Source organism: Bradyrhizobium sp. HKCCYLRH2060 (assembly GCF_051168135.1).
Lineage (GTDB): Bacteria > Pseudomonadota > Alphaproteobacteria > Rhizobiales > Xanthobacteraceae > Bradyrhizobium.
On the sequence record NZ_JBNPUK010000008.1, the window covers coordinates 256,757 to 278,981 of the forward strand.

Below are 22,225 nucleotides of genomic sequence, written 5' to 3' on the forward strand. Positions count from 1 at the left end.
TTCGACAGAGGGACTGCGATGATCATCCGCGATGCGACGGCTGACGATGCCGAGGTGGCCTGCGCCGTGTTGCGCGCCTCCATATCCGAATTGTGCCTGGCGGATCACCGCGGCAGCCCTGATATCCTGGCGCGCTGGCTCGCCAACAAGACACCGCAGAACGTCGCGGCCTGGGCGGACGGGCGAGGGCGATCGTTGCTCGTCGCGGTCGAGGATGATGTGATTCTCGCCGTCGGCGGGCTCGCCCACCCCGGCGAGATCACGCTCAACTACGTGTCGCCGCGCGGACGCTTTCGCGGCATCAGCTCGGCTCTGCTGGCGGAGCTGGAGCGGCGGGCGGCCGCACTGGGCGCGCGTGACGTGGCCCTGCTGAGCACCGAGACCGCGCACCGATTCTATCTCGCCCGCGGCTACGCGGATGTCGGCGTGCCCGCCGGCAAGTTCGGCACCGCGGCCTCCTATCCGATGAGCAAGACCCTCGCCACTGCGCCGTGAGTCGCGAGCCATGGCGAGACATCGAGGCCATGGCCGCGGATGCCTAACGAATAGGCGTCGGCGCGCCGATGTTTTGATCAGCGTCAGGTTCCATAACCAAAATCGGCGATCTTTGGTACACGAACGACCGCGATGACGCCAAAACGCGCTTGGCACGATTCGTGAGTGCAAGTCCCCTGCAACAGCAGAGGCGGCACGTTTGCGCAGCGTTCGGATCGGCCTGATCATTCCTCGGCGCGGCTCGGCAGGGTTGTGGGCACCCTCCGCGGAAGCCTGTGGGCGGCTGGCCGTGACCGAGCTGAACCAGGCCGCGGGCATCCGCCGCCGACAGGTCGAGCTGATCGTCATCGACGCCGGCGCGACCGGCGCCAGCGCGGGCCGGGCTGCGGTGGAGGCGGTCGACGAGCTCGCCGTCGATGGCCTGATCGGCATGCTGCCGAGCTACGCGCGCGATCCCGTCGCGCAAGCCGCGCGCGGCCGCGTGCCGTTCGTCTACACGCCCCAGTTCGAGGGCCTGCCGGCGAACAGCGATGTGATGACCACGGGCGAGACCGCCGGCGAATTACTGGGGCCGGCGGTGCAGTGGCTCTCCGAGATCAAGCGCGCCCGGCGCTTCTTCCTGTGCGGCAACGACTACATCTGGCCGCGCTCGTCGCTCGGCATCGCCAGGCGCTTGATCGCGCGCTTCGGCGGGACCGTGACCGGCGAATGCTACGTGCCGGTCGGCGTCCACGATTTCGACGAGATGCTCGACCGCATCAAGACCACGCGCAGCGACGTGGTGCTGCCGGTCTTTCTCGGCTTCGACTGCATCGCCTTCAGCCGCGCCTTCTGCGCCGCCGGTCTCAGCCGTCACGTGCTGCGATTCTCGTCCGCCTTCGACGAGACCATCGTCTACGGGCTCGACAGCGGCGAGACCGAGAATGTCTATGTCGCCTCCAGCTATTTCGCCTCGCTGCGGTCGCGCAACAACGGCGCGTTTCTCGAGCGCTACTACACGGCCTTCGGTGACAATCCGCCGCCGCCCAACGGCTATGGCGAGTCCTGCTACGAAGGCATTCACGCGCTCGCCGCGCTGATCGAGCGCGCCGAGAGCTTCGACGCCCGCGATCTCAGGCGCGTCTTCGGGCGCACGCTGCAGCGGCGCACGGCGCGCGGCAACGAGGCGCAGCCGGTGGTTGGCGGGCGCCATCCGATCCATCTCGCCGAGCTGGATGGCTACGACTTCGCGGTCGTCGCCTCGCGCTGAGGCGCAGGGCGCGCTCCAAAAAACACTTGCCTTTTCAAATATTGTAATTTTAAACTTCTCGCGGATCATGAACCAGCATCATCAACCCATGGGGACCTTTATGACTCTCTCCCGACGTCGTTTCCTGCAACGCTCGGCCATCGCGACCTCGACATTGATCGCGGCACCCGCCGTGCTGCGCTCGGGTGCGCTCGCGGCCGAGAACCCGATCACGGTCGGCAGCCTGCACGACCAGTCCGGTCCCATCGGCACCTCCGGCACGCCGATGGTCTACGCGCTGCAGCTTGCCGTTGAGGAGATCAACGCCGCGGGCGGCCTGCTCGGGCGTCCCTTGAAGGTGATCCACTACGACACCCAGTCCAACATCCAGCTTTATTCGCAATACGCCCAGCAGCTGGCGGTGAAGGACAAGGTCGATGTCGTCCATGGCGGCATTACTTCGGCCTCGCGCGAGGCGATCCGCCCGACCTTCGACCGTTTCAAGGTGCTGTACTTCTACAACACGCTGTACGAAGGCGGCGTCTGCGACCGCAACACCTTCTGCACCGGCACCACGCCGGCGCAGACGGTGGAGAAGCTTGTGCCGAGCGCGATGAAGAAGTCCGGCAAGAAGGCCTACATCATCGCGGCCGACTACAATTACGGTCAGATCACCGCGAAGTGGATGACCAAATACTGCAAGGACAATGGCGGCGAGATCCTGGCGACAGACTTCTTCCCGCTCGACGTCACCAATTTCGGCTCCACCATCTCCAAGATCCAGGCGGCCAAGCCCGACCTCATCCTGTCGGCGCTGGTCGGCGGCAACCACACCGCGTTCTACCGGCAGTGGACCGCGGCCGGCATGAAGGGGAAGATCCCGATCGCCTCGACCACCTTTGGTCTCGTCAACGAGCCCTCGACATTGGATGCGGCGGAGAGCGATGGGGTCATCGGGGCCTACGGCTATTTCGAGGAGCTGACCACGCCGGCCTCCAAGAGCTTCGTCGAGAAGATCAAGAAGGCGCATCCGGATTCGCCTTACATCAGCGAGCTCGCCTCGTGCACCTATGAGGGCGTCATGCTCTGGGCTGAAGGCGTCAAGAAGGCCGGCAGCATCGACCGCATGAAGGTGATCGAGGCGCTCGAAAGCGGCCTCGTTTTCGACGGCCCGAGCGGCAAGGTCTCGCTGGACAAGCAGACCCATCACACCGTCCGCAACGCGTTCCTGGCCGAGGTGAAGGACCGCAAATGGTCGGTGCTCGAGACCTACACCGACGCCAAGCCCGCGGACACCGCGAGCGTCTGTGACCTCGTCAAGAACCCGAACGACGTCAAGCAGTACATCATCAATCTCTGACGCGTGCCGGGTCCCGCCATCCGGCGGGGCCCGGTTTCATTGGACTGCCCTGAAAGACCTGACGCATGGCGATCTACGTCATCCTCGCGCTGGATGTCCTCAACGGAATCTCATCGCTGTTCCTGCTCTGCCTGGGACTGGCGATCATCTTCGGCATGATGAAGATCATCAATCTCGCCCATGGCGAGTTCATCATGCTCGGCGCCTACGCCACCGTGATCTCGGCCAATGCCGGGGTGAACATCTGGATCGCGATGCTGATCATCGCGCCCCTGTTCGTCGGCATCGTCGGCCTCGTGATCGAGCGCTGCCTGATCCGGTTTCTCTACGGCCGCCTGGTCGATTCCATGCTCGCGACCTGGGGCCTCAGCCTCCTGATCATCGGCATCATCACCACGATCTACGGCAACACCCAGCAGGGCGTGCCGACGCCGCTCGGCGGCTTCTCGATCGGCTCGTACCAGTCGAGCTACTACACGCTGTTCCTTGCACTGATGGCGGCCGTCATGATGGCCATCATCTACGGCGTGATGCGCTACACCCGGTTCGGCCTGGTCGCCCGCGCCACCATGCAGAACCCGGCGATGGCGGCCACGCTCGGCGTCAACCCGGCCCGCGTCTACATGAGCACGTTCGCGCTCGGGGCCGCCGTGACGGGTCTCGCCGGCGGCCTGCTGGCGCCGGTGTCCGGCATCACGCCGGTGATGGGCGGCGCCTATGTCGCCAAGGCCTTCATGACGGTGGTTGGCGGCGGCGCGGCGATCCTGTCGGGCACGCTCTCGGCGGCGAGCCTGTTCGGCTCGGTCAACCAGATCGGCGCCTATTTCACCACGCCCGTCTATGGCGAGGTGATCGTCTTCACCACCGCGATCGTGCTCATCCGTCTGCTGCCGCAGGGCATCTCCGGGCGCTTCTTCAAGGGGAACCTATGATGGACAAGCGCCTTCGTCTCGCTCTGCAGGCCGTGGGGACCGTCGTCGCCATTGGCGTGATCGCGATCGTGCCGAGCGTGATCGAGCTCTTCGGCCTGATGCAACTGACACTGTTCGCCGCGATGTCGGTTCTGGCGCTGAGCCTCGCCTTCATCTGGGGTTACGGCGGCATCCTGTCGTTCGGCCAGACCGCCTTCTTCGGCCTCGGCGGCTATGCCTACGCGATTGCAGCGGTGAATTTCCAGGACTCGACGCCGGCGATCTTGCTGGCGATCGCCGTGCCTGCGCTGTTCGCGGCGATCCTCGGCTACTTCATCTTCTTCGGCCGCATCTCGGACGTCTATCTCGGCGTCATCACGCTCACCGTCACCTTGATCCTGTTCAACTCGGTCAATTCGACCTCGGGCGACGCCTACAAGATCGGCAAGGCGCTGCTCGGCGGCTTCAACGGCATGCCGGCGGTGCCGACCTTCAACATGCCGTTCGATCCGTCGACCGTGCTGTCGCCCGAGCAGTCGTGGTGGACCACCGCCTACGTGCTGCTCGGCGTGTTCCTGCTGCTGCGGCTGCTGCTGGCGCTGCCGGCCGGGCGCATCATCGTCGCGGTGCGCGAGAACGAGGTGCGGGCGTCGCTGCTCGGCTACGATCCGCGGCTGGTGAAGTGCCTGACCTTCATCCTCGGCGGCGCCATCGCCGGTCTTGCCGGCGCGCTCTACGTCAACTGGGGCGCCTTCGTCAGCCCGACCATCTTCAGCCTGTCGCTGTCCGCCGAGATCATCATCTGGATCACGGTCGGCGGGCTCGGCACCTTGCTCGGGCCGATCATCGGCTGCGTCGTCATCGAGTACATCGTCGCCTATATCGGCTCGCAGCAGCTCCTGAACTCCAACCTCGTTCTCGGCGGCGTACTCGTGGTGTTCGTGCTGCTCCTGCCGAAGGGCATCTTCCCGACCGCGCGTGATCTGGTGATGCGGCTGATCCCGGACAAGAAGCCGAAGACCAATGGTCCGCCGGTCCCGTCAGCGGCGGCGCCGCATCCTGCAGGAGCCGAGTGACATGGCCGACCTCGTTCCTCTGCTCAAGGCCGAGCACCTGACGATGCGCTTCGGCGGCGTGGTCGCCAATGACGACATCACGTTCACCCTGCAGGAGATGGAGCTGCGCTGCCTGATCGGCCCAAACGGCGCCGGCAAGAGCACGTTCTTCAAGACGCTGACCGGACAACTGGTGCCGACGTCGGGCAGCATCGCGTTCCGCGGCATGCCGATCGCGGGCAAGCTGTCGCACGAGATCGCGCGCATGGGCATCGGCATCAAGACCCAGGTCCCGAACGTGTTCAACGGCCTCTCGGTGCGTGAGAACATCTGGATGGCGGTACGGCGCAAGGCAACGCCGCGGCAGCAGGGCCCGGCGGTCAATGCCGTGCTGGAGATGATCCGGCTGACCGACTACGCCGACAGTATCGTCGCGACCTTGTCGCACGGCCAGCGCCAATGGGTCGAGATCGGCATGGTGCTCGCCGCCGAGCCCGAGCTGATCCTGCTCGACGAGCCCGCCGCCGGCATGACCGACGAGGAGACGTTCCATACCGCTGCGATCATCCGCGAGATCAACCAGACCCGCGCCATCGTCGTGGTCGAGCACGACATGGAGTTCATCAAGCAGATCGCCAAGCGTGTGACCGTGTTTCACCAGGGCCGCGTGCTGGTCGAGGATACCGTCGACAAGGTGCTCGCCGACCAGCGCGTGCGCGACGTCTATCTCGGCAAGAAGGTGGCCGCATGAGCACGCTTCTCGAGGTCAAGGGGCTCAAGTCCGGCTATGGCCGGATTCCGATCCTGTTCGGCGTCGACCTGACGGTCGCCGACGGCGAATATCTCGGCATCCTCGGCCATAACGGCATGGGCAAGACCACGGCGCTGCGCACCTTGATGGGACACCTGCCGACCACCGACGGCTCGGTCGTGTTTGCCGGCAAGACCATCACGCATCTCAAGCCGCACGAGCGCTCCCGGCTCGGCATCGGCCTGGTGCCGCAGGGCCGCGAGATCTTTCCGGACCTGTCGGTCATGGAAAATCTGCGCATGGGGCTCGCTGCGGCGCCGAGGGAGGACCGCAGTGTCATCGATGCCGTGCTGCAGGATTTTCCGCGCCTGGTGCGGCTGCTCGACCGCCGCGGCGGCGCGCTGTCGGGCGGCGAGCAGCAATTGCTGGCACTGGCGCGCTGCCTGTGCACAAAGCCCAAGCTGATCCTGCTGGATGAGCCGACCGAAGGCATCCAGCCGTCGATCATCGAGGAGATCATCGAGACGCTGCTGGCGTTGAAGTCGCGCTGGAAGATGTCTTTGATCGTGGTCGAGCAGAACCTCGAATTCATCACGTCGTTATCGGATCGCATCCTGCACATCCAGAAGGGGCGTATCACCGAGGAACTCGACCGTGAGACTCTCCTGGCCCGGGAAGGTCAGATGATCCCGAGCTAGAGCCCGTACCGGCGCGCGCGCGCCGGCCCATTGAACTGACAATTTGCTGTCTCTGCCCAGCTTGTCCTCACAAGAAAGGATGACTCATGTCCATCAAACGCCCGAATGCCGAGGAAGTTGCCGATCTCGCCGCCAGCCTGCACATGAACATGACGGTCGAGGAGGCCGCCGAATATCTGTCGCTGATGGGCGGCATGTTCGACCAGTATGACATCATCGACGAACTGCCGAACCCGCTGCCGCCGGTGAAATATCCGCGCACGCCGGGCGCCAAGCCGATGCCTAAGGAGAACAAGTACAACGCCTGGGCGATCAAGACCGAGGTGAAGGGTGCGTCGTCCGGCAAGCTCGCCGGCCGCACGGTGGTGCTGAAGGACAACGTCGCGCTCGCCGGCGTGCCGATGATGAACGGCTCGACCACGCTGGAAGGCTTCATTCCCGCAGCCGACGCCACCATTGTCTCCCGCATCCTCGATGCCGGCGGCACCATCGTCGGCAAGGCCGTCTGCGAGCACTTCTGCCTGTCCGGCGGCAGCCATACCTCCAATCCCGCGCCGGTGCACAATCCCTGGAAGATGGGCTATTCGGCCGGCGGCTCGTCCTCGGGCAGCGCTGCGCTGGTGGCGGCCGGCGAGGTCGACATGTCGATCGGTGGCGACCAGGGCGGCTCGATCCGCATTCCCGCGTCCTATTGCGGCATCTACGGCATGAAGGCGACGCACGGTCTCGTGCCCTACACCGGCGTCATGCCGATCGAGTCGACGATCGACCACACCGGGCCGATGACCAAGTCGGTCGCCGACAACGCGCTGCTGCTCGAAGTGCTGGCCGGTGCCGACGGCCTCGATCCGCGGCAATATGCGCCGAAGGTCTCGGCCTACACCGAGGCGCTCGGCAAGGGCGTCAAGGGCCTCAAGATCGGCGTGCTCAAGGAAGGCTTCAGCGCGCCGAACATGGAAGAGGGCGTGGTCAGCAAGGTCAAGGCCGGCGCGGAGCGCTTCGCCAAGATGGGCGCGTCGGTGTCGGAGGTCTCGATCCCCGAGCACATGCATGCGCTGGCGGCGTGGAATCCGATCACGCTGGAAGGCTTCCTGGTGCAGATGATGCTCGGCAACGGCATGGGCTTCAACTGGAAGGGCCTCTACGACGTCGGCCTGCTCGACGCGCATTCCGGCTGGCGCACGCGCGCTGACGATTTGTCGGTGACGTTGAAGCTGACCATGCTGGTCGGCCAGTGGGGCCTCGAGCACTACCGCGGCCGCTACTACGCCAAGTCGCGCAACATCGCGATCCAGGCCAAGGCAGCCTATGACGCGATGTTCGGCTCCTACGACCTCTTGCTGATGCCGACCCTGCCGTGCGTCGCCACGCCGATCCCGGCCAAGGACGCGCCGCTCGCCGAAGTGGTGCAGCGCGCCTTCGAGATGACCGCGACGACGAGCCCGTTCGACGTCACCGGCCATCCCGCGATGACCGTGCCGTGCGGCCTCTCCGACGGCCTGCCGGTCGGCCTGATGCTGATCGGCAAGGACTACGCCGAGGCCACGATCTACCAGGCGGCGGCGGCGTTCGAGGCCGACGGCGACTGGAAGACCTTCTGATGATCACCATCACCGCGGTCATCAGGGCCAAGGCGGGACAAGAGGCCACGATGCGCGACGCCCTCGTCGCCGTCGCGGCCCATGTCGCGGCCAACGAGCCGGAGACGATCGGCTTCTTCATCTCGCAGAGCGAGACCGAGCCGGGTCTGTTCACGACCTATGAGCGCTTCGCCGACAAGGCCGCGATGGACCGCCACAACGGCTCCGCCGCGGTGGCGACCTTCTTCGGCATCGCCATGCCGATCCTCGACGGCGAGGTCATTCTCGTGACCTCGCAGGAGGTGTCGGCGACGATGCGGTAGGGCGCGGCGAGAGATGACCACACCAACCGTTCTTCGAGATGCCCGCCAAGGGCGGGCTCCTCTCGACGAGGGCTTCGGGTTTGGCCGGATGAAAGTCTTCGGCCAAAGCGAGCCTCATGCAAAATCGTACGGGGCTTGCGGCCACACCGCATGCAAGTCCCGCCCTCTATCTCGATCCTCATGGTGAGAAGCCCGTCCTTTGGCGGGCGTCTCGAACCATGAGGCCCCAAACGACGAGCGCAGAACAACAAGAGGAACATCGCCGATGCTCCGTCTGCACGGCATCCTGGGACGCGCGAGCGACAAGGCTTATGCCGGCCGCATCCACGCGCTGGAGCATCGCGGTGGCATCGAGTTGCTGTTCGTGCCGCCGGAGGATGCCGGCCGCAAGCGCTTCCGCCTGACCACCGATCGCGGCACCGACTGCGCCGTCAGCCTGGATCGCGACGAGGAGCTGGTCGACGGCGCGCTGCTGCATCTCGACTCCGATCGCGCCATCATCGCACGTTTTGGCGAGCAGCATGTGCTGCGCCTCAAGGCGCGTGACGAGGCCAGCGCGCTCAAGCTCGGTTGGCATGCCGGCAATCTGCACTGGCGCGTCCGCTTCGAGGGCGACAGCCTCGTCGTACTGCTCGACGCCCCGATCGAGACCTACCGTGCGCGGATCAAGCCGCTGCTCGACGCCGGCGAAGTCGTGGAGCGCGCGCATGTTTGACCGCGGCGAGACGCTGGCCCTGCTGCAACTCGGCGACAGCGCCTTTCCCGCCGGCGGCTTTGCCTTCTCTTGGGGCATCGAAGGCCTCGCCGCCGATGGCCTGCTGCCCGACCGCAGCGATCTCGACGGCGTCATTGCCGATCACCTTGCGCAGCGCTGGGCCACGATGGATCGCATCCTGCTGCGGCGCGCCTGGCACGCTGGCGATACCGCGGCGATGGTAGCCGTGGATCGCCTCGCCGAGGCCACGACGCCGTCGGCCGAGATGCGCGAGGGCTCGCGGCGTGCGGGCAGGGCGTTGCTCGGCGTCTGGGTCAAGCTTGCAGGCCCCTTGTCCGTGTCCTACCGCGCGCGCGTCTCGGCCGATCCGAGACTTGGACACCTCGCCGTGGTGCAGGCGATCGCCGGCCGTGATGCCGGCCTGAGCCTCGATGCCGCCGAGCTCGTCTCCGGCTGGACCCTCATCACTGGCCTCGTCAGCGCCGCGGTGCGGCTCGGCCTGATCGGCCACATCGACTCGCAGCAGAGCCTGGCGCGCGCCCGCGCACGGCTCGGCGATCTGCTCAACGGCACACCCGACGACGACGCGATGCCGTCGAGCTTCACGCCCTTCATCGATATCGCCGTGTCGCGCGGGCCGTTGCGGCATGTGCGCATGTTCACGACCTGAGGTGCCGCGCCATGATGAACCTGTCGCCGACCGAGCTGGATCGTCTCGTGATCTTCAACGCCGCGCAGATGGCGCGGCGCAATCGCTTGCTGGGCATCAAGCTGAGCCATCCCGAAGCGGTCGCCTACATTACCGATGAGGTGATGACCGCGGCGCGCCGTAATCTGCCCTATGCCGAGATCCGCGACATGGCCGGACGGCTGCTCACATCAGACGATGTCGAGCCCGGCGTCGCCCAGATGATTCCGATGCTCTATGTCGAGCTGATGTTCGCCGAGGGCACCAAGGTGATGGCGCTGTTCGAACCGATCCAGCCGGCCGACGGCGCCGAGCCTGAGACTATCGTGCCCGGCGAGATCATCGCCGGCGGCGACGACATCGCGATGTTCAGCGAATTGCCGGCGGTCACCATCGATGTCGTCAACACCGGGGATCGCGATATCCAGGTGCGCAGCCACACCCATTTCTTCGAGGTCAACCGCGCGCTGCGCTTCGACCGCGCCGCCGCCTGGGGCATGAAGATCGACCGCCCCGCCGGGCTCGGGATGCGCTTCGAACCGGGGATCTTCAAATCGGTGCGGCTGGTGCCGATCACCGGCGACCGGATCGTGCGCGGCCAGGCCGGGCTGGTCAATGGTCCGCTCGATGCGCCCGGCGCGCGCGACGCGGCGCTGAAGCTCGCGCAATCGCGTGGCTATCTCGGAGCCTAGGTCATGGCAACACTGACACGGCAAGCGTATGCCGAGCTTTACGGTCCCACGAAAGGCGATCTCGTCCGGCTCGCCGACACCAGCCTGCTCGCCGAGATCGAGCACGACTACACGACCTACGGCCATGAGCTGCTGGTCGGTGCCGGCAAGAACATCCGCGACGGCGAGGCCGTCGCGGCGCACCGGACGTCCACTCACAAGGCCCTCGACGTCGTCGTCAAGAACGCCACCATCGTCGACGCCGTGATCGGCATCGTGAAGGCCGACATCGGCATCCGCGACGGCCGCATCGTCGGCATCGGCAAGGCCGGCAATCCCGACATCATGCCGGACGTGCATCCGGACATGGTGGTCGGTCACACCACCGCGCCGATCGCCGGCGGCCCGTTCATCGTCACCGCGGGCGCGATCGAGAGCCACGCGCATCTGATCTCGCCGGAGCAGTCGGATCACGCGCTGGCCGGCGGCACCACCACGATGGTCGGCAACGGCTCGGGGCCGGTGTTCGACGTCGGCTCCGGCTCGGGCCCGAACTTCGGCCATTTCCTCAAGTCGATCGAGTTCTCGCCGCTGAACTACGCGCTGTTCGGCCGCGGCGGCTCCAATCCGGAAGCTGTCGAGGAGGCGGTCGCGGCCGGCGGCATGTCGGTCAAGATCCACGAGGACTTCGGCGCATCGCCCGACGTGATCGACAAGACCCTGATCGCGGCGGACCGTCACGACTTCGCGGTGCATCTGCACACCGACTCGATCAACGAATACGGCTTCTGCGAGGATACGATGGCGGCGGTCGATGGCCGCACCATCCACATGTACCACGTCGAGGGCGCCGGCGGCGGCCATGCGCCTGATCTCCTCAAGGTCGTGTCCTGGCCGAACGTCATTCCATCGTCCACCAATCCGACCAATCCGTACACGTCGTATGGGATGGAAGAGGGCGTGCCGATGACGATGATCTGTCATCAGCTCAACTACAATTCGCCGGAGGATGTCATGTTCGGCGAGTCCAGGGTGCGCGCGCAGTCGATGGCGGCGGAGGATTTCCTGCACGACATGGGCGCGATCTCGATCTTCGGCACGGACACGCAGGGCATGGGCCGGCTCGCCGAGAACGTCGCCAAATGCTGGCAGCTTGCGAGCGTGATGAAGGACCGCATTGGCCGCCTGCCGGAGGAGACGACGACGCGCGCCGACAATGAGCGCATCAAGCGCTATATCGCCAAGCTCACGATCAACCCGGCCATTGCCGTCGGCATTGATCATGTCGTCGGCTCCATCGAGGTCGGCAAGATGGCCGATCTCGTGCTGTGGCCGCGCGCCTCGTTCGGGCTGAAGCCCTACATGGTGATCAAGAACGGCTTTCCGGTCTGGGCCGCGATGGGCGACGGCAATGGCAGCCTCGGGCTGTCGGAGCCGATGATCCAGAAGCGGATGTGGGGCGCGCTTGGCGCAGCGCCGCAGCGTCTCGGCGTCAACTTCATGTCGAAGCTCGCGGTCGACGCCGGCATCCGCGGCAGGCTCGGGCTCGGCCGCGAGACGGTGCAGATCAAGAACGTGCGCCGCCTGCGCAAGACCGACATGGTCCGCAACGCGGCGATGCCGCATGTCGAGGTCGATCCGCAGACCTTCGAGGTCCGCGCCGACGGCAAGCTCTTGATGTGTCCGCCCGCGACAACCGTGCCGCTCGCGAGGAGGTTCATGCTGCGATGAGCCGTCTCGCTCTCACCCGCGCCGATGCGCCAATGACGGCCGCGCGCGTCGGCATCGGCGGCCCCGTCGGCTCCGGCAAGACCGCGCTGGTCGAGCAGCTGATCCCGGCGCTGCAGGCGCGCGGCATCGACATCGCCGTCATCACCAACGATCTCGTCACCGCAGAGGATGCCGAGCGCGTGCGCCGCTCCGGCCTGATCGACCCCGAGCGGGTCTCGGCGGTGGAGGCCGGCGCCTGTCCGCACACCGTGATCCGCGAGGATCCGACGCTCAACATCGAGGCCGCCGACGAACTGGAGCGGCGCTTTCCCGGCGTCGAGCTGATCCTGCTGGAGAGCGGCGGCGACAATCTCGCCTCGACCTTCTCGCGCGACCTCACCGATTTCTGGATGTTCGTGATCGACGTCGCCGGCGGCGACGACATCCCGCGCAAGCGCGGCCCCGGCGTGATCCGCGCCGATCTCCTGGTGATCAACAAGGTCGATCTCGCCCCTCATGTCGGCGTCGATCTCGCGCGCATGCTGCGCGAGGCCGCCGCTGTGCGCGACGGCCGGCCGGTGCTCTTGACCAACTGCCGGCGCGGTGAGGGCGTTGAAGCGATCGTCGACCTGCTCGAGCGCGAGGTGCTGTTCCGCACGTGAGCGCTTCAGCCCCAGAGCCGCCGCGGCTCGATCTCTCCTTCGCCCGCCGCGGCGGCCGCACCGTGATCGATCGCCGGCTGTTTGCCTGGCCGTTCGTGCTGACGCGCAGCTTCCACACCGATGCCGCGCGGCCGGATTGCCTCAGCGTGATCCTGCAGACCGGCAGTGGCGCCGTGCACGGCGAGGACCGGTTGACGCAGCGCTTCACGCTTGGCCCCGGTGCAGCCGTCTGCGTGATGACGCAGGGCGCCACGTCGGTGCATCGCGCCGAGCCCGGCGCGCGCGCCGTGGAGCAGGTGCTGCTGCATGTCGCGACCGGCGCCAGGCTCGACTATCGGCCGGAGCCGCGTATTCTGTTTCCCGGGGCGGCCCTGTGCCAGGTGCTCGACCTGAACTGCGCCGCCGATGCATCGGCGCTGGTGACCGACGCCTTCACGATGCATGACCCGGACGGGCAAGGACGCTTGTTCCGCGAGCTCGACTCCGCGCTCGTCGTGCGCCGGACGGGCGAGGAGCCGCTCCTCATCGACCGTATGCATCTGAGCGATCCTGATGTCGCGGTCTTCAACGGTCATCGCGCGTTCGGCTCGGCCGTTCTGATGCTGCCGCCGACGAACGATCTCGCCGCGCTCCGCCAGCGTCTCGCCGATGCGCTGTCCTGCATCGACGGCCTCTACGCCGCGGCGAGCCTGCTGCCGGAGAGCGCCGGTCTCGGCGTGCGCCTCGCGGGCCGCCAGATGCGCCACCTGCGCACCGGAGTCGACGCGATCGCCGCGATCTATCGCGAGGCGGCGGCTCAGGCCCCGAGCGCGGCGGCGACGGCGCGGCCGACCGCTGCGTGAACCGCGTTGCGCTTGTCGTCGCTGGCCTTGGTCTCGGTGAGATAGCTGCTCACGAGGACCGGCGCGCGCCCTGTCGGCCAGATCACGGCGACATCGTTGCTGCTGCCGTTGTCGCCCGCGCCGGTCTTGTCGCCGATGCGCCATTCGCCGGGCAGGCCGGCGCGCAGCTTGGCGCCACCGGTCTTGCAGGCGATCAGCCAGCCATTCAGGACATCGCGCGACGCCGTTGACAGGGCGGTGCCGGTGGTCAGCTTCGCCAAGGTCTGCGCCATCGCCGCGGGCGTCGTCGTGTCCCTCGGATCGCCGGGCGCGCTTTCATTGAGTGCGGGCTCGATGCGGTCGAGCCGGGTGATGGCGTCGCCGAAGCCGCGGATGGCGCGGGTCAAGCCGGCGGGGCCGCCGAGCGTCGCCAGCAGCAGATTCGCCGCGGTGTTGTCGCTGAGCGTCACGGTCGCCTCGCACAGTTCGCCGACCGACAGGCCCGACGTCCCCACATAGGCCTTGGTGACCGGCGCATAGGACAGGATGTCTCCTTGCGCGATCGGAATGCGGCGCGCCAGTTGCTCGGTGCCGGCATCGACCTTGCCGAGAATCGCGCCCGCCAGCAGCGCCTTGAAGGTGCTGCACATCGGGAACCGCTCGTCGAGCCGGTGGCCGCTGAGCGCGCCGCTCGCGGTGTCCAGCAGCGCCACGCCGAGCCGACCGCCGCTGTCGGCTTCGATGCCGGCGATCGTCGCCTGCAGGTCGGCGGCAACCGCCGGCTTCGCCACCAGCAGCGGCACGAGTGCGAGCGGAAACAATTGCCGCCGTGTGTAGATCGTCATCGAGCGCCCTCGAGTGACGCCGTCTCGAGATCGAAATCGGCCCACACCGGCACGTGATCCGACGGCTTCTCCCAGGCCCTGACATAGCTGTCGATGCCGACCTCGACCAGCCGGTCGCTGGCCTGCGGCGACAGCAGCAGGTGATCGATCCGGATCCCCATGTTCTTCTGCCAGGCGCCGGCCTGATAGTCCCAGAACGTGTACTGCCCCGGCGCGTCGGTGACGGCGCGCAGCGCGTCGGTGAGCCCGAGGCCGAGCAGCGACTGGAAGCTCTCCCGCGTCTCGGGACGGAATAGCGCGTCCTCGACCCAGGCCTCGGGGTTGGAGACGTCGTCGGCGGCGGGGATCACGTTGAAGTCACCTGCGAGGATCAGCGGCTCCTCGGTCTTCAGCCGTTCACGCGCGTAGTCACGAAGCCGCGACATCCATTTGAGCTTGTAGGGATATTTTTCCGTGTTCGGCGGGTTGCCGTTGGGCAGATAGAGGCAGGCGATGCGCACCACCCCGCTCTTGAGGCTGACCACGCCCTCCAGGAAGCGCGCATGCACGTCCTCGGCGTCGCCATCCAGACCCGATTTGGTTTCATCGAACGGCAGCTTCGACAGCAGCGCGACGCCGTTGAAGGTCTTCTGACCGTGGGTCACGACGTTGTAGCCGAGCGCCTCGATCTCCAGCCGCGGGAATGCGTCGTCCGTGCACTTGATCTCCTGCAGGCAGACGATGTCCGGGGAGCATTCCTTGAGCCAGGTCAGAAGGTGATCGATCCGCTGCCGGACCGAATTGACGTTCCAAGTGGCGATACGCATGGCCTGAGGTTCCCGGGGGGAAAGAGAAACGGCCCCGGTTAGATCAAGCCGCGACCACTCCGGTCAAGGCGAATGGCGTGGGAATCACAGGCGTCGCAACAATGCCATGCACGGTGCGGCATGGTCGGGGGCGCGCGCTGCGCGTATTCATGCGGCCAACACCCAGGGAGATCATGATGGACCATCGACGTCTCGGCCATTCCGGCCTCCGCGTGCCCGCGCTCAGCTTCGGCACCGCGACCTTTGGCGGCAGCAACGACTTCTTCAAGGCCTGGGGCGGGACCGACGCTGACGGCGCGTCCCGGCTGATCGACGTCTGTCTCGATCACGGCCTCTCGATGTTCGACAGCGCCGACGTCTATTCGGACGGCCTGGCCGAGAGCATTCTTGGCCAGGCCATCAAAGGCAAGCGCAACCGCCTGCTGATCTCGACCAAGGCGACGTTCCCGAAAGGCAGTGGCCCGAACGACTATGGCTCCTCGCGCCAGCATCTGATCGAGGCGATCGACGGCTCGCTCGCGCGGCTCGGCGTCGACCACATCGACCTGTTCCAGCTGCACGGCCAGGACTACAACACGCCGGTGGAGGAGACGCTGTCCACGCTCGACCAGCTCGTGCGCGCTGGCAAGATCCGCTACATCGGCTGCTCCAACTTCTCCGGCTGGCACCTGATGAAGTCGCTGGCCGCCTCCGACCGCTACGGCTATCCGCGCTATGTCGCGCATCAGGCCTACTACTCGCTGCTCAACCGCGACTATGAGTGGGAGCTGATGCCGCTGGGCCGCGACCAGGGCGTCGGCGCCGTGATCTGGAGCCCGCTCGGATGGGGCAAGCTGACCGGCAAGATCCGCCGCGGACAGCCGGCCAAGCCCGGCACCCGCGCCCACGACATCGCCGGCACGGGACCGCATTACGAGGAGGAGCGGCTGTATCGCGTCGTCGATGCGCTCGACGGCGTCGCCAAGCAGACCGGCAAGAGCATTCCGCAGGTGGCGCTGAACTGGCTGCTGCAGCGCCCGACGGTCGCGACCATCATCGTCGGCGCCCGCAACGAGAGCCAGCTCATGGAGAACATCGGCGCGGTCGGCTGGAGCCTGACGGCGGAGCAGGTGGCGACCCTCGATGCCGCCAGCGACATTCCCGCTGCCTATCCGGTCTGGCATCAGCGCGGATTCCCGATGCTGAACGAGCGGCGCTAGCCGACGAGCGAAACTGCTGTGGACCATCGGCCGCAGGCCTCGTGCCTGCGGCGCCGATGCATTTGACGACGTCCCCCGGCCGGCACTAAAATCACGCTTCGATCGTCACGTGGCCGCGCTCCGGTCATTCTGGAGCCGCCACAACGGGGGGCATCGACCCCGGACCGATCGGCGGTTGAGCCTCACGACTGTGCCGGACCCGCAGTCTTCAATGTGACGATGTTTGGCTCACTAAGTCGTCCCGGCGAACCGCATCCGATTTGTGTTGAAGAGCGAAACTCTTGCTCCTCACCCTGAGGAGCCCGCCGCAGGCGGGCGTCTCGAAGGGCGAGGCCCACACTGTGGCCTCATGGTTCGAGACGGCGCTCCGCGCCTCCTCACCTTGAGGGGCCGCTCCGAGAGCGGCGCTGCACCTTGATCATGCGAAGCTGCTTACGGCGAACGATGGTGGCGTATTCGGCTCGCCGGCTGTGCGATCAAATGCTCCATCCCTCTGCCGGATACGCCAGCGCCTCCGCCGGCTTGATCTCAGCGCCCAGCCCGTTGCAAAACCGGCTGGCGTAGAAGGCCAGCGGCAGGCCGTCCTGGTGCCGGCACCAGCGCACTTCGCCGATGAACAGCGTGTGGTCTGCGATCTCGATCGCGTTGACGACCTCGCAGCCGAACTGCGCGATCGCCTGCGGCAGCAGGAAGAAGCCATCGCGTTCGTCGAAGCTTGGTGCGCCCTGCGGCAGCGGTGCGCCGGCGAAATGCCGGCCGATCGCGACGTCATCCGCCGCGAGCACGTTGACCGCATAGCGGCCGGAGGTACTCACCGCCTGCCAGGTGCGGCCGCGCTTCAGCGAGACCAGCACCGTGGGCGGCTGCATCGAGACCGTGGTGAAGCTGTTCGCGGTCATCCCGACCGGTGCGCCCTGGGCATCGCGGCTCGTCACGACGGTCACGCCTGTCGAGAACCGCGAGGCGGCAGCGCGAAAGCTGGCCGGGTCCGGATGATGGCTCATCGGCTTCTCTCCGCCATCACGCTGCGAGCCTTGCCCGGTCATCGATCCAGGCATGAATACGCCGGTCGCTCGCCAGCCGGTCCCACTGCCGCTCCGGATAGTTGAAATTGTCGGTGAACTCGTCACAGAGCACGCGATCCTGCGCCATGGTGAAGATCAGCCGGCCCATCGCCTCCGACGGCGGCTGCAGCATCAGATTGGTCCAGCGCGCCGCGGCGAGCACGCGGTTCTCGCGCGCGCGATCGACCGTCTCGACGAAGCGGTCGTCGAACGCCACGGCCTCGGTGATCGCCTTGCCGAGTTCGAACGCGGCGTAGGAAGCCATGTTGGCGCCCTGGCCCATCATCGGATCGACCACGGAGTGCACGTCGCCGAGCGCGATCGCGATCTTGCCGTCGTCGAAGCTCACCGAGGAGCGCCGTACGGTCGGCACCACGGCGCCCTGCAAGAGGTCCAGCGGCTGCAGATCGAAGCGGTGCGTGTCGATCCGGTTGTAGGTGTGCGGATGGTGCTTTTCGAGCTTGTCGAGCAGCGTCTGCCGAAAGGCCGAGGGATCGGCGTCGTAGTTGAGCGACACCAGCTCGGCCATGTCGCCGCCGGGAATGTTCTCCATCAGCAGCGCCGTCTTCATGCCGCCGAAGGTCAGCGTCGGGATCACGATCATCTCGCCATGGCCCGGCGACACCGACAGCGTGACGCCGCGCGGATCGTCACCCTCGGGGCTGCCGTGATCGACGCCGTCATAGAGGCCGACGCAGAGCAGGCGCTGCGGCTGGTTGTAGGGCGACAGCTCCGGCCGATGGCTGAACATTCGCCCGAGCGCGCCCTTGCCGGTCGACACCACCAGCAGGTCGAAGCGCGCCACCAGCGCCGGAATGTCGTCGTCCTGGATGCTGGCGTATTCGATCGTGCCGCCGCGATCTTCGAAATCCTTCATCAGCGCCGGCAGGTAGATCCGGTAGTCGACCGCGCGGCTCGGCTGCTTGAAGGCGCCGCGGAAGAGCAGGGGGCTGCCCGGAAAATTGAAGAAGTGATCATGGTGGTGATAGACGACATCGGGATCGTCCCAGTGGTTCACGCCGAGCTCGTTCTCGCGCGCCACCGTGATGCCGTGATGCGCCACCGTGTTCATCAGCCGCGTTGCAGCATACTGCTCCGGCTCGCGGTCGGTCAGGACGGTCGCCTGGATGCCGTGCTTCTGCAGGTAGAGCGCGAGATGCAGCCCTCCGATGCCGGCGCCGACGATGCCAATCGACTTCTCCATGGGTCTCCCCTCCCTGTGATCTTTTTTGAGAGGCTAGACCAGGCCGCCTCCTGACGTATACGGAATAGCCAGAATAAAACTCATTCCGGGGAGGAATGGATGGACCGGATCGACGCGCTGCAGACCTTCATCCGGGTCATGGAGGCCGGCAGCTTCACCCAGGCTGCGGCTGATCTCGGCCTGGGACAGCCGGCGATCACCAAGCGCATCGCGCTCTTGGAGGAACAGTTCGGCTGTCGGCTATTCGTACGCACCACGCGCAAGCTGCGGCCGACCGCCGAGGCCGACCGCGTGCTCAAGCTCGCCAAGGACATCGTCACCTTGTTCGAGAGCGCGGGCATGCCGTCGCCGAAGCGCGTCGGCGCGCCCTCGGGCACCTTGCGGATGACGGTGCCGACCTCGTTCGGCCGCACTTTCTTCCGCGACATTTTCGCCGAATATGGCCGTCGCTATCCAGAGGTGCGGCTCGATATCCGCTTCACCGAGCAGTTCGTCGACCTCGTGGAGACTGGCACGGAGCTCGCCATCCGCATCGGCGTGCTCAGCTCGAGCTCGCTGGTCGCGCGCCGCGTCGGCACGGTCAAGCGGCTGCTGGTCGCGGCGCCATCGCTGCTCGCGCGGCATCGCCCACCGCGGCTGCCGAACGATCTGCGCCAGCTGCCCTGCGTGACCTATTCGCGGCTGTCGCCGAAGAACGAATGGAGCTTCGAGTCCGAGACCGGGCGCCACGTCGTCGGCATCACGCCGTCGCTGACCTGCGACGATGCCGACATCATGGCCCTGGCAGCGCTGGAAGGCCTCGGCGCCGCCGTCCTGCCGGACTGGTGCGCGGTGGGCCACATCGCCTCCGGCAAGCTCGTCCACCTGCTGCCGGACTACGATGTGCCGTCGCTGCCGCTGCACGTCGTCTATCCCGACCCGCAATGGATGTCGCATCGCGCGCGGCTGTTCCGCGACCTGATCATCGAGCGTGCCGACGTGTTCGCGATTGGTGCGGCAATGGCCACAAGAGTGTAGCGATGTTTGAGCTCATTCTAGGTGAGGTCAGAATGAGCGCGGTGCCCGTGAATGCGCCCTCTCCCCTTGCGGGAGAGGGCATGTAGGACAGCGCGTCAAGCTCGGTTGGGTGAGGGGATGTCTCCACAAGCCGCGATCGCGGAGAGATACCCCTGACCCGAATGAGTGCGTCGAGAAGCCGGTGCAGCCCTCTCCCGCAAGGGGCCCGCAAGGGGAGAGGGCGCTGTATCAGGCAGCGCACGCTGCTGCGCCATCGATTTCCTCTGCAGATCCGATCAGCGCAAACGCTTGTTAACGCTGCTCGTGAACATCACGGGCGCCCTGATTGACGCGCCGGCTCATCTCCCCACAATCTCCGCGCGATTGCGAAAACACTCATATTGCAGGGGGCAGGGGATCGATGAACGAGGCCGCGAAGCCAGGCATTCCGCTGTGGTTCAAGCTTGCGTATAGCGCGTTCTGCGCGGTGCTGGTGCCGACCTATCTGATGGCCTACGGCCCGACCAACTTCCTGTATTTCTGCGACGTCGCGCTGTTGACCACGCTGGCCGCGGTCTGGCTGGAGAGCCCGCTGCTCGCCTCGGCGCCGGCGGTGGGAATCCTGCTGCCGCAGGCGTTGTGGGTCGTCGACTTCCTCGGCACCGCTGCCGGCGTGCCATTGACGGGCATGACGGCCTATATGTTCGACGCCAAGCTGCCGCTGTTCACCCGCAGCCTGTCGTTCTTCCATTTCTGGCTCCCGTTCGTGCTGGCCTGGCTGGTCTGGCGGCTCGGCTATGATCGCCGCGCCTTCGCGGTCTGGACCGTCGCCGCCTGGGCGCTGCTGTCGGTGTGCTACTTCCTGATGCCGCCGCCACCCGCGACCAGCGACCTGCCGGTCAACATCAACTACGTGTTCGGCCTCAGCGATGCCCTGGCGCAGAGCTTCATGCCGGGTCCGGCATGGTTCGCGATGCTGCTGATCGGCCTGCCGCTCGTGATCTTCTATCCGACCCACCGACTGCTGCTGCGCTATGCAGGCCGCGCGCCGGTGTTGACGGTTGTTCCCGCAAGGTTGTGATCCGCGCGTCTCTTTGAGGATCGTCGGCACGCGCCGCCCGCTGGCGTCGCTTCGGACACCGGCCTCTCCGCCGTCATTGCGAGCGAAGCAATCCAGAGTCCCACGCGCGGCCTGGATTGCTTCGCTTCGCTCGCAATGGCGAAGATGCTAAGGCTTTGCCTTGAACGGACCGATCGAACCGCGTGACGAAGGAGACGACGATGCGGCTGGCAGTGATTTCCGATGTGCATGGCAATCTGCCGGCGCTGGAGGCGGTGCTCGCGGACATCGAGACACGCGGGGTCGATGCCACCGTCAATCTCGGCGACTGCGTGACCAGCCCGTTGTGGCCGCGAGAGACATTCGACCTGCTGGAGTCGCTGCAGTTGCCGACCGTGCGTGGCAATCATGACCGCTGGATCGAGGAGTTTCCGGAAGAGAAGCTCTCTCCCGCCGGTCGCTTCGCTCGCGCGGCGCTGACCGCCGAGCAGCGCCGGGTGTTGCACGCGCTTCCGCCGCGGATCGCGCTGGACCACGGCATCCTCGCCGTTCACGGTACGCCCGACGATGACTGTGCCCTCCTGCTCGAGGAAATGCTCGACGATGGCCGTTACGTCCCGGCGCGCCGCGACGTGCTGGCCGCGCGTCTGGTCAATCTCGGCGGCGCCACGCTCGTGTTGTGCGGCCACAGCCATCGGCAGGCGATGGTGCAGGTGCCGCGCGGTCCTCTGGTGGTCAATCCCGGCAGCGTCGGCTGCCCTGTATTCGGCGACATCCCGATCGCGGCGCAGCTCGAATATCGCTCTCCGCACGCCCGCTATGCGGTGCTGACCGAACGTCGCGGGCATTGGCAGGCCGAGCTGCTGGCGCTGGCCTATGACTGGGATCACGCGGCGGCGCGCGCGGTGGAGAATGGTTTTCCGCAATGGGCGGGCGCCTATGCCTCGGGCGCCGTGATCTGACGAGCGGGAGCAAGGGTGGTGCCGGCGATCCAACGTGCCCGACGGGCAAATCGGCCGCGCGGCGGGGGGCGATTTTCGCGGAGCCGCGCCAGGTGGTCGATGTGAAATCGCCTGCGCCCAGAAGCTCATTTCACGTGTGCGATCAAGCTGATTTGCCCTGTCCAGTCCTGATGTAAAAAATATCGCTATTTCGCGTTTTCGGAATTTGTGCTCTAAATCACGCCGTCCCGCCCCGGCACGAGGGGCGTATCGCGATCGTCATGACACGCGGGGTGGGATGCGATGGGCGCTTTGGGCTGCAGCATGGCTTGATGCCGTGCGGACGAACACCCCGGGTGCACGCCGAAGTCGCATGGTCCTGGCGTCCCGATGCTGACGCTACGCCGGTGGTGACGATGATCCATCGGTCACGGGGGCAAGA

Annotated in this window: 23 protein-coding genes; 19 read left to right on the forward strand and 4 right to left on the reverse strand. The window is 66.4% G+C overall.

Annotation, left to right across the window (positions count from 1 at the left end; genetic code table 11):
- Positions 1–18 precede the first annotated feature (18 nt).
- The 15 genes from ACQR10_RS18050 (at position 19) to ACQR10_RS18120 (ending at position 13,689) form a co-directional block, all read left to right on the forward strand.
- A complete protein-coding gene (locus ACQR10_RS18050; protein ID WP_316218758.1) occupies positions 19–495 on the forward strand; it encodes a GNAT family N-acetyltransferase in 477 nt (158 codons plus the stop codon).
- Positions 496–694: 199 nt separating this feature from the next.
- Positions 695–1,744, forward strand: a complete 1,050-nt coding sequence (locus ACQR10_RS18055) for a substrate-binding domain-containing protein (RefSeq protein ID WP_315799791.1) — start codon at positions 695–697, stop codon at positions 1,742–1,744.
- A 100-nt stretch (positions 1,745–1,844) separates the two neighbouring features.
- Positions 1,845–3,083 carry an urea ABC transporter substrate-binding protein gene (locus tag ACQR10_RS18060; RefSeq protein WP_315799792.1) on the forward strand — a complete coding sequence of 413 codons (1,239 nt, stop codon included), beginning with the start codon at positions 1,845–1,847 and terminating at the stop codon, positions 3,081–3,083.
- Positions 3,084–3,148: 65 nt separating this feature from the next.
- Positions 3,149–4,015: a branched-chain amino acid ABC transporter permease gene (locus tag ACQR10_RS18065; RefSeq protein WP_315711674.1), complete on the forward strand. Its 867-nt coding sequence runs from the start codon at positions 3,149–3,151 to the stop codon at positions 4,013–4,015.
- Positions 4,015–5,070, forward strand: coding sequence for a branched-chain amino acid ABC transporter permease (locus tag ACQR10_RS18070; RefSeq protein WP_434864057.1), 1,056 nt, complete (start codon positions 4,015–4,017; stop codon positions 5,068–5,070). Before ACQR10_RS18065 ends, ACQR10_RS18070 begins: the two co-directional genes overlap by 1 nt.
- Position 5,071: 1 nt before the next feature.
- Positions 5,072–5,800: an ATP-binding cassette domain-containing protein gene (locus tag ACQR10_RS18075; protein WP_315711676.1), complete on the forward strand. Its 729-nt coding sequence runs from the start codon at positions 5,072–5,074 to the stop codon at positions 5,798–5,800.
- Positions 5,797–6,498, forward strand: a complete 702-nt coding sequence (locus ACQR10_RS18080; RefSeq protein WP_315799794.1) for an ABC transporter ATP-binding protein — start codon at positions 5,797–5,799, stop codon at positions 6,496–6,498. Before ACQR10_RS18075 ends, ACQR10_RS18080 begins: the two co-directional genes overlap by 4 nt.
- An 86-nt stretch (positions 6,499–6,584) precedes the next feature.
- Positions 6,585–8,099: an amidase gene (locus ACQR10_RS18085; protein ID WP_434864058.1), complete on the forward strand. Its 1,515-nt coding sequence runs from the start codon at positions 6,585–6,587 to the stop codon at positions 8,097–8,099.
- Positions 8,099–8,401, forward strand: a complete 303-nt coding sequence (locus ACQR10_RS18090) for a putative quinol monooxygenase (RefSeq protein ID WP_434864059.1) — start codon at positions 8,099–8,101, stop codon at positions 8,399–8,401. Before ACQR10_RS18085 ends, ACQR10_RS18090 begins: the two co-directional genes overlap by 1 nt.
- 265 nt (positions 8,402–8,666) lie before the next feature.
- Complete coding sequence (gene ureE, locus ACQR10_RS18095) at positions 8,667–9,116, forward strand: urease accessory protein UreE (protein ID WP_316178523.1); 450 nt, start codon at positions 8,667–8,669, stop codon at positions 9,114–9,116.
- Entirely contained in the window at positions 9,109–9,786 is a 678-nt protein-coding gene (locus ACQR10_RS18100; protein WP_434864060.1) for an urease accessory protein UreF, read from the forward strand. Before ureE ends, ACQR10_RS18100 begins: the two co-directional genes overlap by 8 nt.
- An 11-nt stretch (positions 9,787–9,797) precedes the next feature.
- Positions 9,798–10,496 (forward strand): urease subunit beta, encoded by a 699-nt coding sequence (gene ureB / locus ACQR10_RS18105; protein WP_316236397.1) that lies wholly within the window; start codon positions 9,798–9,800, stop codon positions 10,494–10,496.
- Between the two features lie 3 nt (positions 10,497–10,499).
- Entirely contained in the window at positions 10,500–12,206 is a 1,707-nt protein-coding gene (ureC, locus tag ACQR10_RS18110; RefSeq protein ID WP_316218762.1) for an urease subunit alpha, read from the forward strand.
- Complete coding sequence (ureG, locus tag ACQR10_RS18115; RefSeq protein ID WP_316218763.1) at positions 12,203–12,847, forward strand: urease accessory protein UreG; 645 nt, start codon at positions 12,203–12,205, stop codon at positions 12,845–12,847. Before ureC ends, ureG begins: the two co-directional genes overlap by 4 nt.
- Positions 12,844–13,689, forward strand: coding sequence for an urease accessory protein UreD (locus ACQR10_RS18120; protein ID WP_316178533.1), 846 nt, complete (start codon positions 12,844–12,846; stop codon positions 13,687–13,689). Before ureG ends, ACQR10_RS18120 begins: the two co-directional genes overlap by 4 nt.
- On the opposite strand, the gene bla is transcribed toward ACQR10_RS18120, so the two are convergent.
- Positions 13,644–14,513: a class A beta-lactamase gene (gene bla / locus ACQR10_RS18125; protein WP_316218764.1), complete on the reverse strand. Its 870-nt coding sequence runs from the start codon at positions 14,511–14,513 to the stop codon at positions 13,644–13,646. The genes ACQR10_RS18120 and bla overlap by 46 nt on opposite strands.
- Positions 14,510–15,319 (reverse strand): exodeoxyribonuclease III, encoded by an 810-nt coding sequence (gene xth, locus ACQR10_RS18130; protein ID WP_316218765.1) that lies wholly within the window; start codon positions 15,317–15,319, stop codon positions 14,510–14,512. Before xth ends, bla begins: the two co-directional genes overlap by 4 nt.
- A 176-nt stretch (positions 15,320–15,495) precedes the next feature.
- On the opposite strand from xth, the gene ACQR10_RS18135 reads away from it, so the two are divergent.
- Positions 15,496–16,518 carry an aldo/keto reductase gene (locus ACQR10_RS18135; RefSeq protein WP_316218766.1) on the forward strand — a complete coding sequence of 341 codons (1,023 nt, stop codon included), beginning with the start codon at positions 15,496–15,498 and terminating at the stop codon, positions 16,516–16,518.
- A gap of 476 nt (positions 16,519–16,994) precedes the next feature.
- On the opposite strand, the gene ACQR10_RS18140 is transcribed toward ACQR10_RS18135, so the two are convergent.
- Both ACQR10_RS18140 and styA read right to left on the reverse strand, forming a co-directional pair.
- Complete coding sequence (locus ACQR10_RS18140) at positions 16,995–17,522, reverse strand: flavin reductase family protein (RefSeq protein WP_316178541.1); 528 nt, start codon at positions 17,520–17,522, stop codon at positions 16,995–16,997.
- Positions 17,523–17,538: 16 nt separating this feature from the next.
- Complete coding sequence (gene styA, locus ACQR10_RS18145) at positions 17,539–18,786, reverse strand: styrene monooxygenase subunit StyA (protein WP_316218767.1); 1,248 nt, start codon at positions 18,784–18,786, stop codon at positions 17,539–17,541.
- A 99-nt stretch (positions 18,787–18,885) separates the two neighbouring features.
- Between styA and ACQR10_RS18150 the strand changes: the two genes are divergently transcribed.
- The 3 genes from ACQR10_RS18150 to ACQR10_RS18160 all read left to right on the forward strand — a co-directional run bounded on the left by ACQR10_RS18150 (position 18,886) and on the right by ACQR10_RS18160 (position 21,804).
- A complete protein-coding gene (locus ACQR10_RS18150; protein ID WP_316218768.1) occupies positions 18,886–19,803 on the forward strand; it encodes a LysR family transcriptional regulator in 918 nt (305 codons plus the stop codon).
- A gap of 400 nt (positions 19,804–20,203) precedes the next feature.
- The gene (locus ACQR10_RS18155) at positions 20,204–20,863 is read left to right on the forward strand and encodes a hypothetical protein (protein ID WP_315799810.1); all 660 of its coding nucleotides are present in this window, start codon (positions 20,204–20,206) and stop codon (positions 20,861–20,863) included.
- 200 nt (positions 20,864–21,063) lie between these two features.
- The gene (locus ACQR10_RS18160; RefSeq protein WP_316218769.1) at positions 21,064–21,804 is read left to right on the forward strand and encodes a metallophosphoesterase family protein; all 741 of its coding nucleotides are present in this window, start codon (positions 21,064–21,066) and stop codon (positions 21,802–21,804) included.
- The last annotated feature ends 421 nt before the right edge of the window (positions 21,805–22,225 follow it).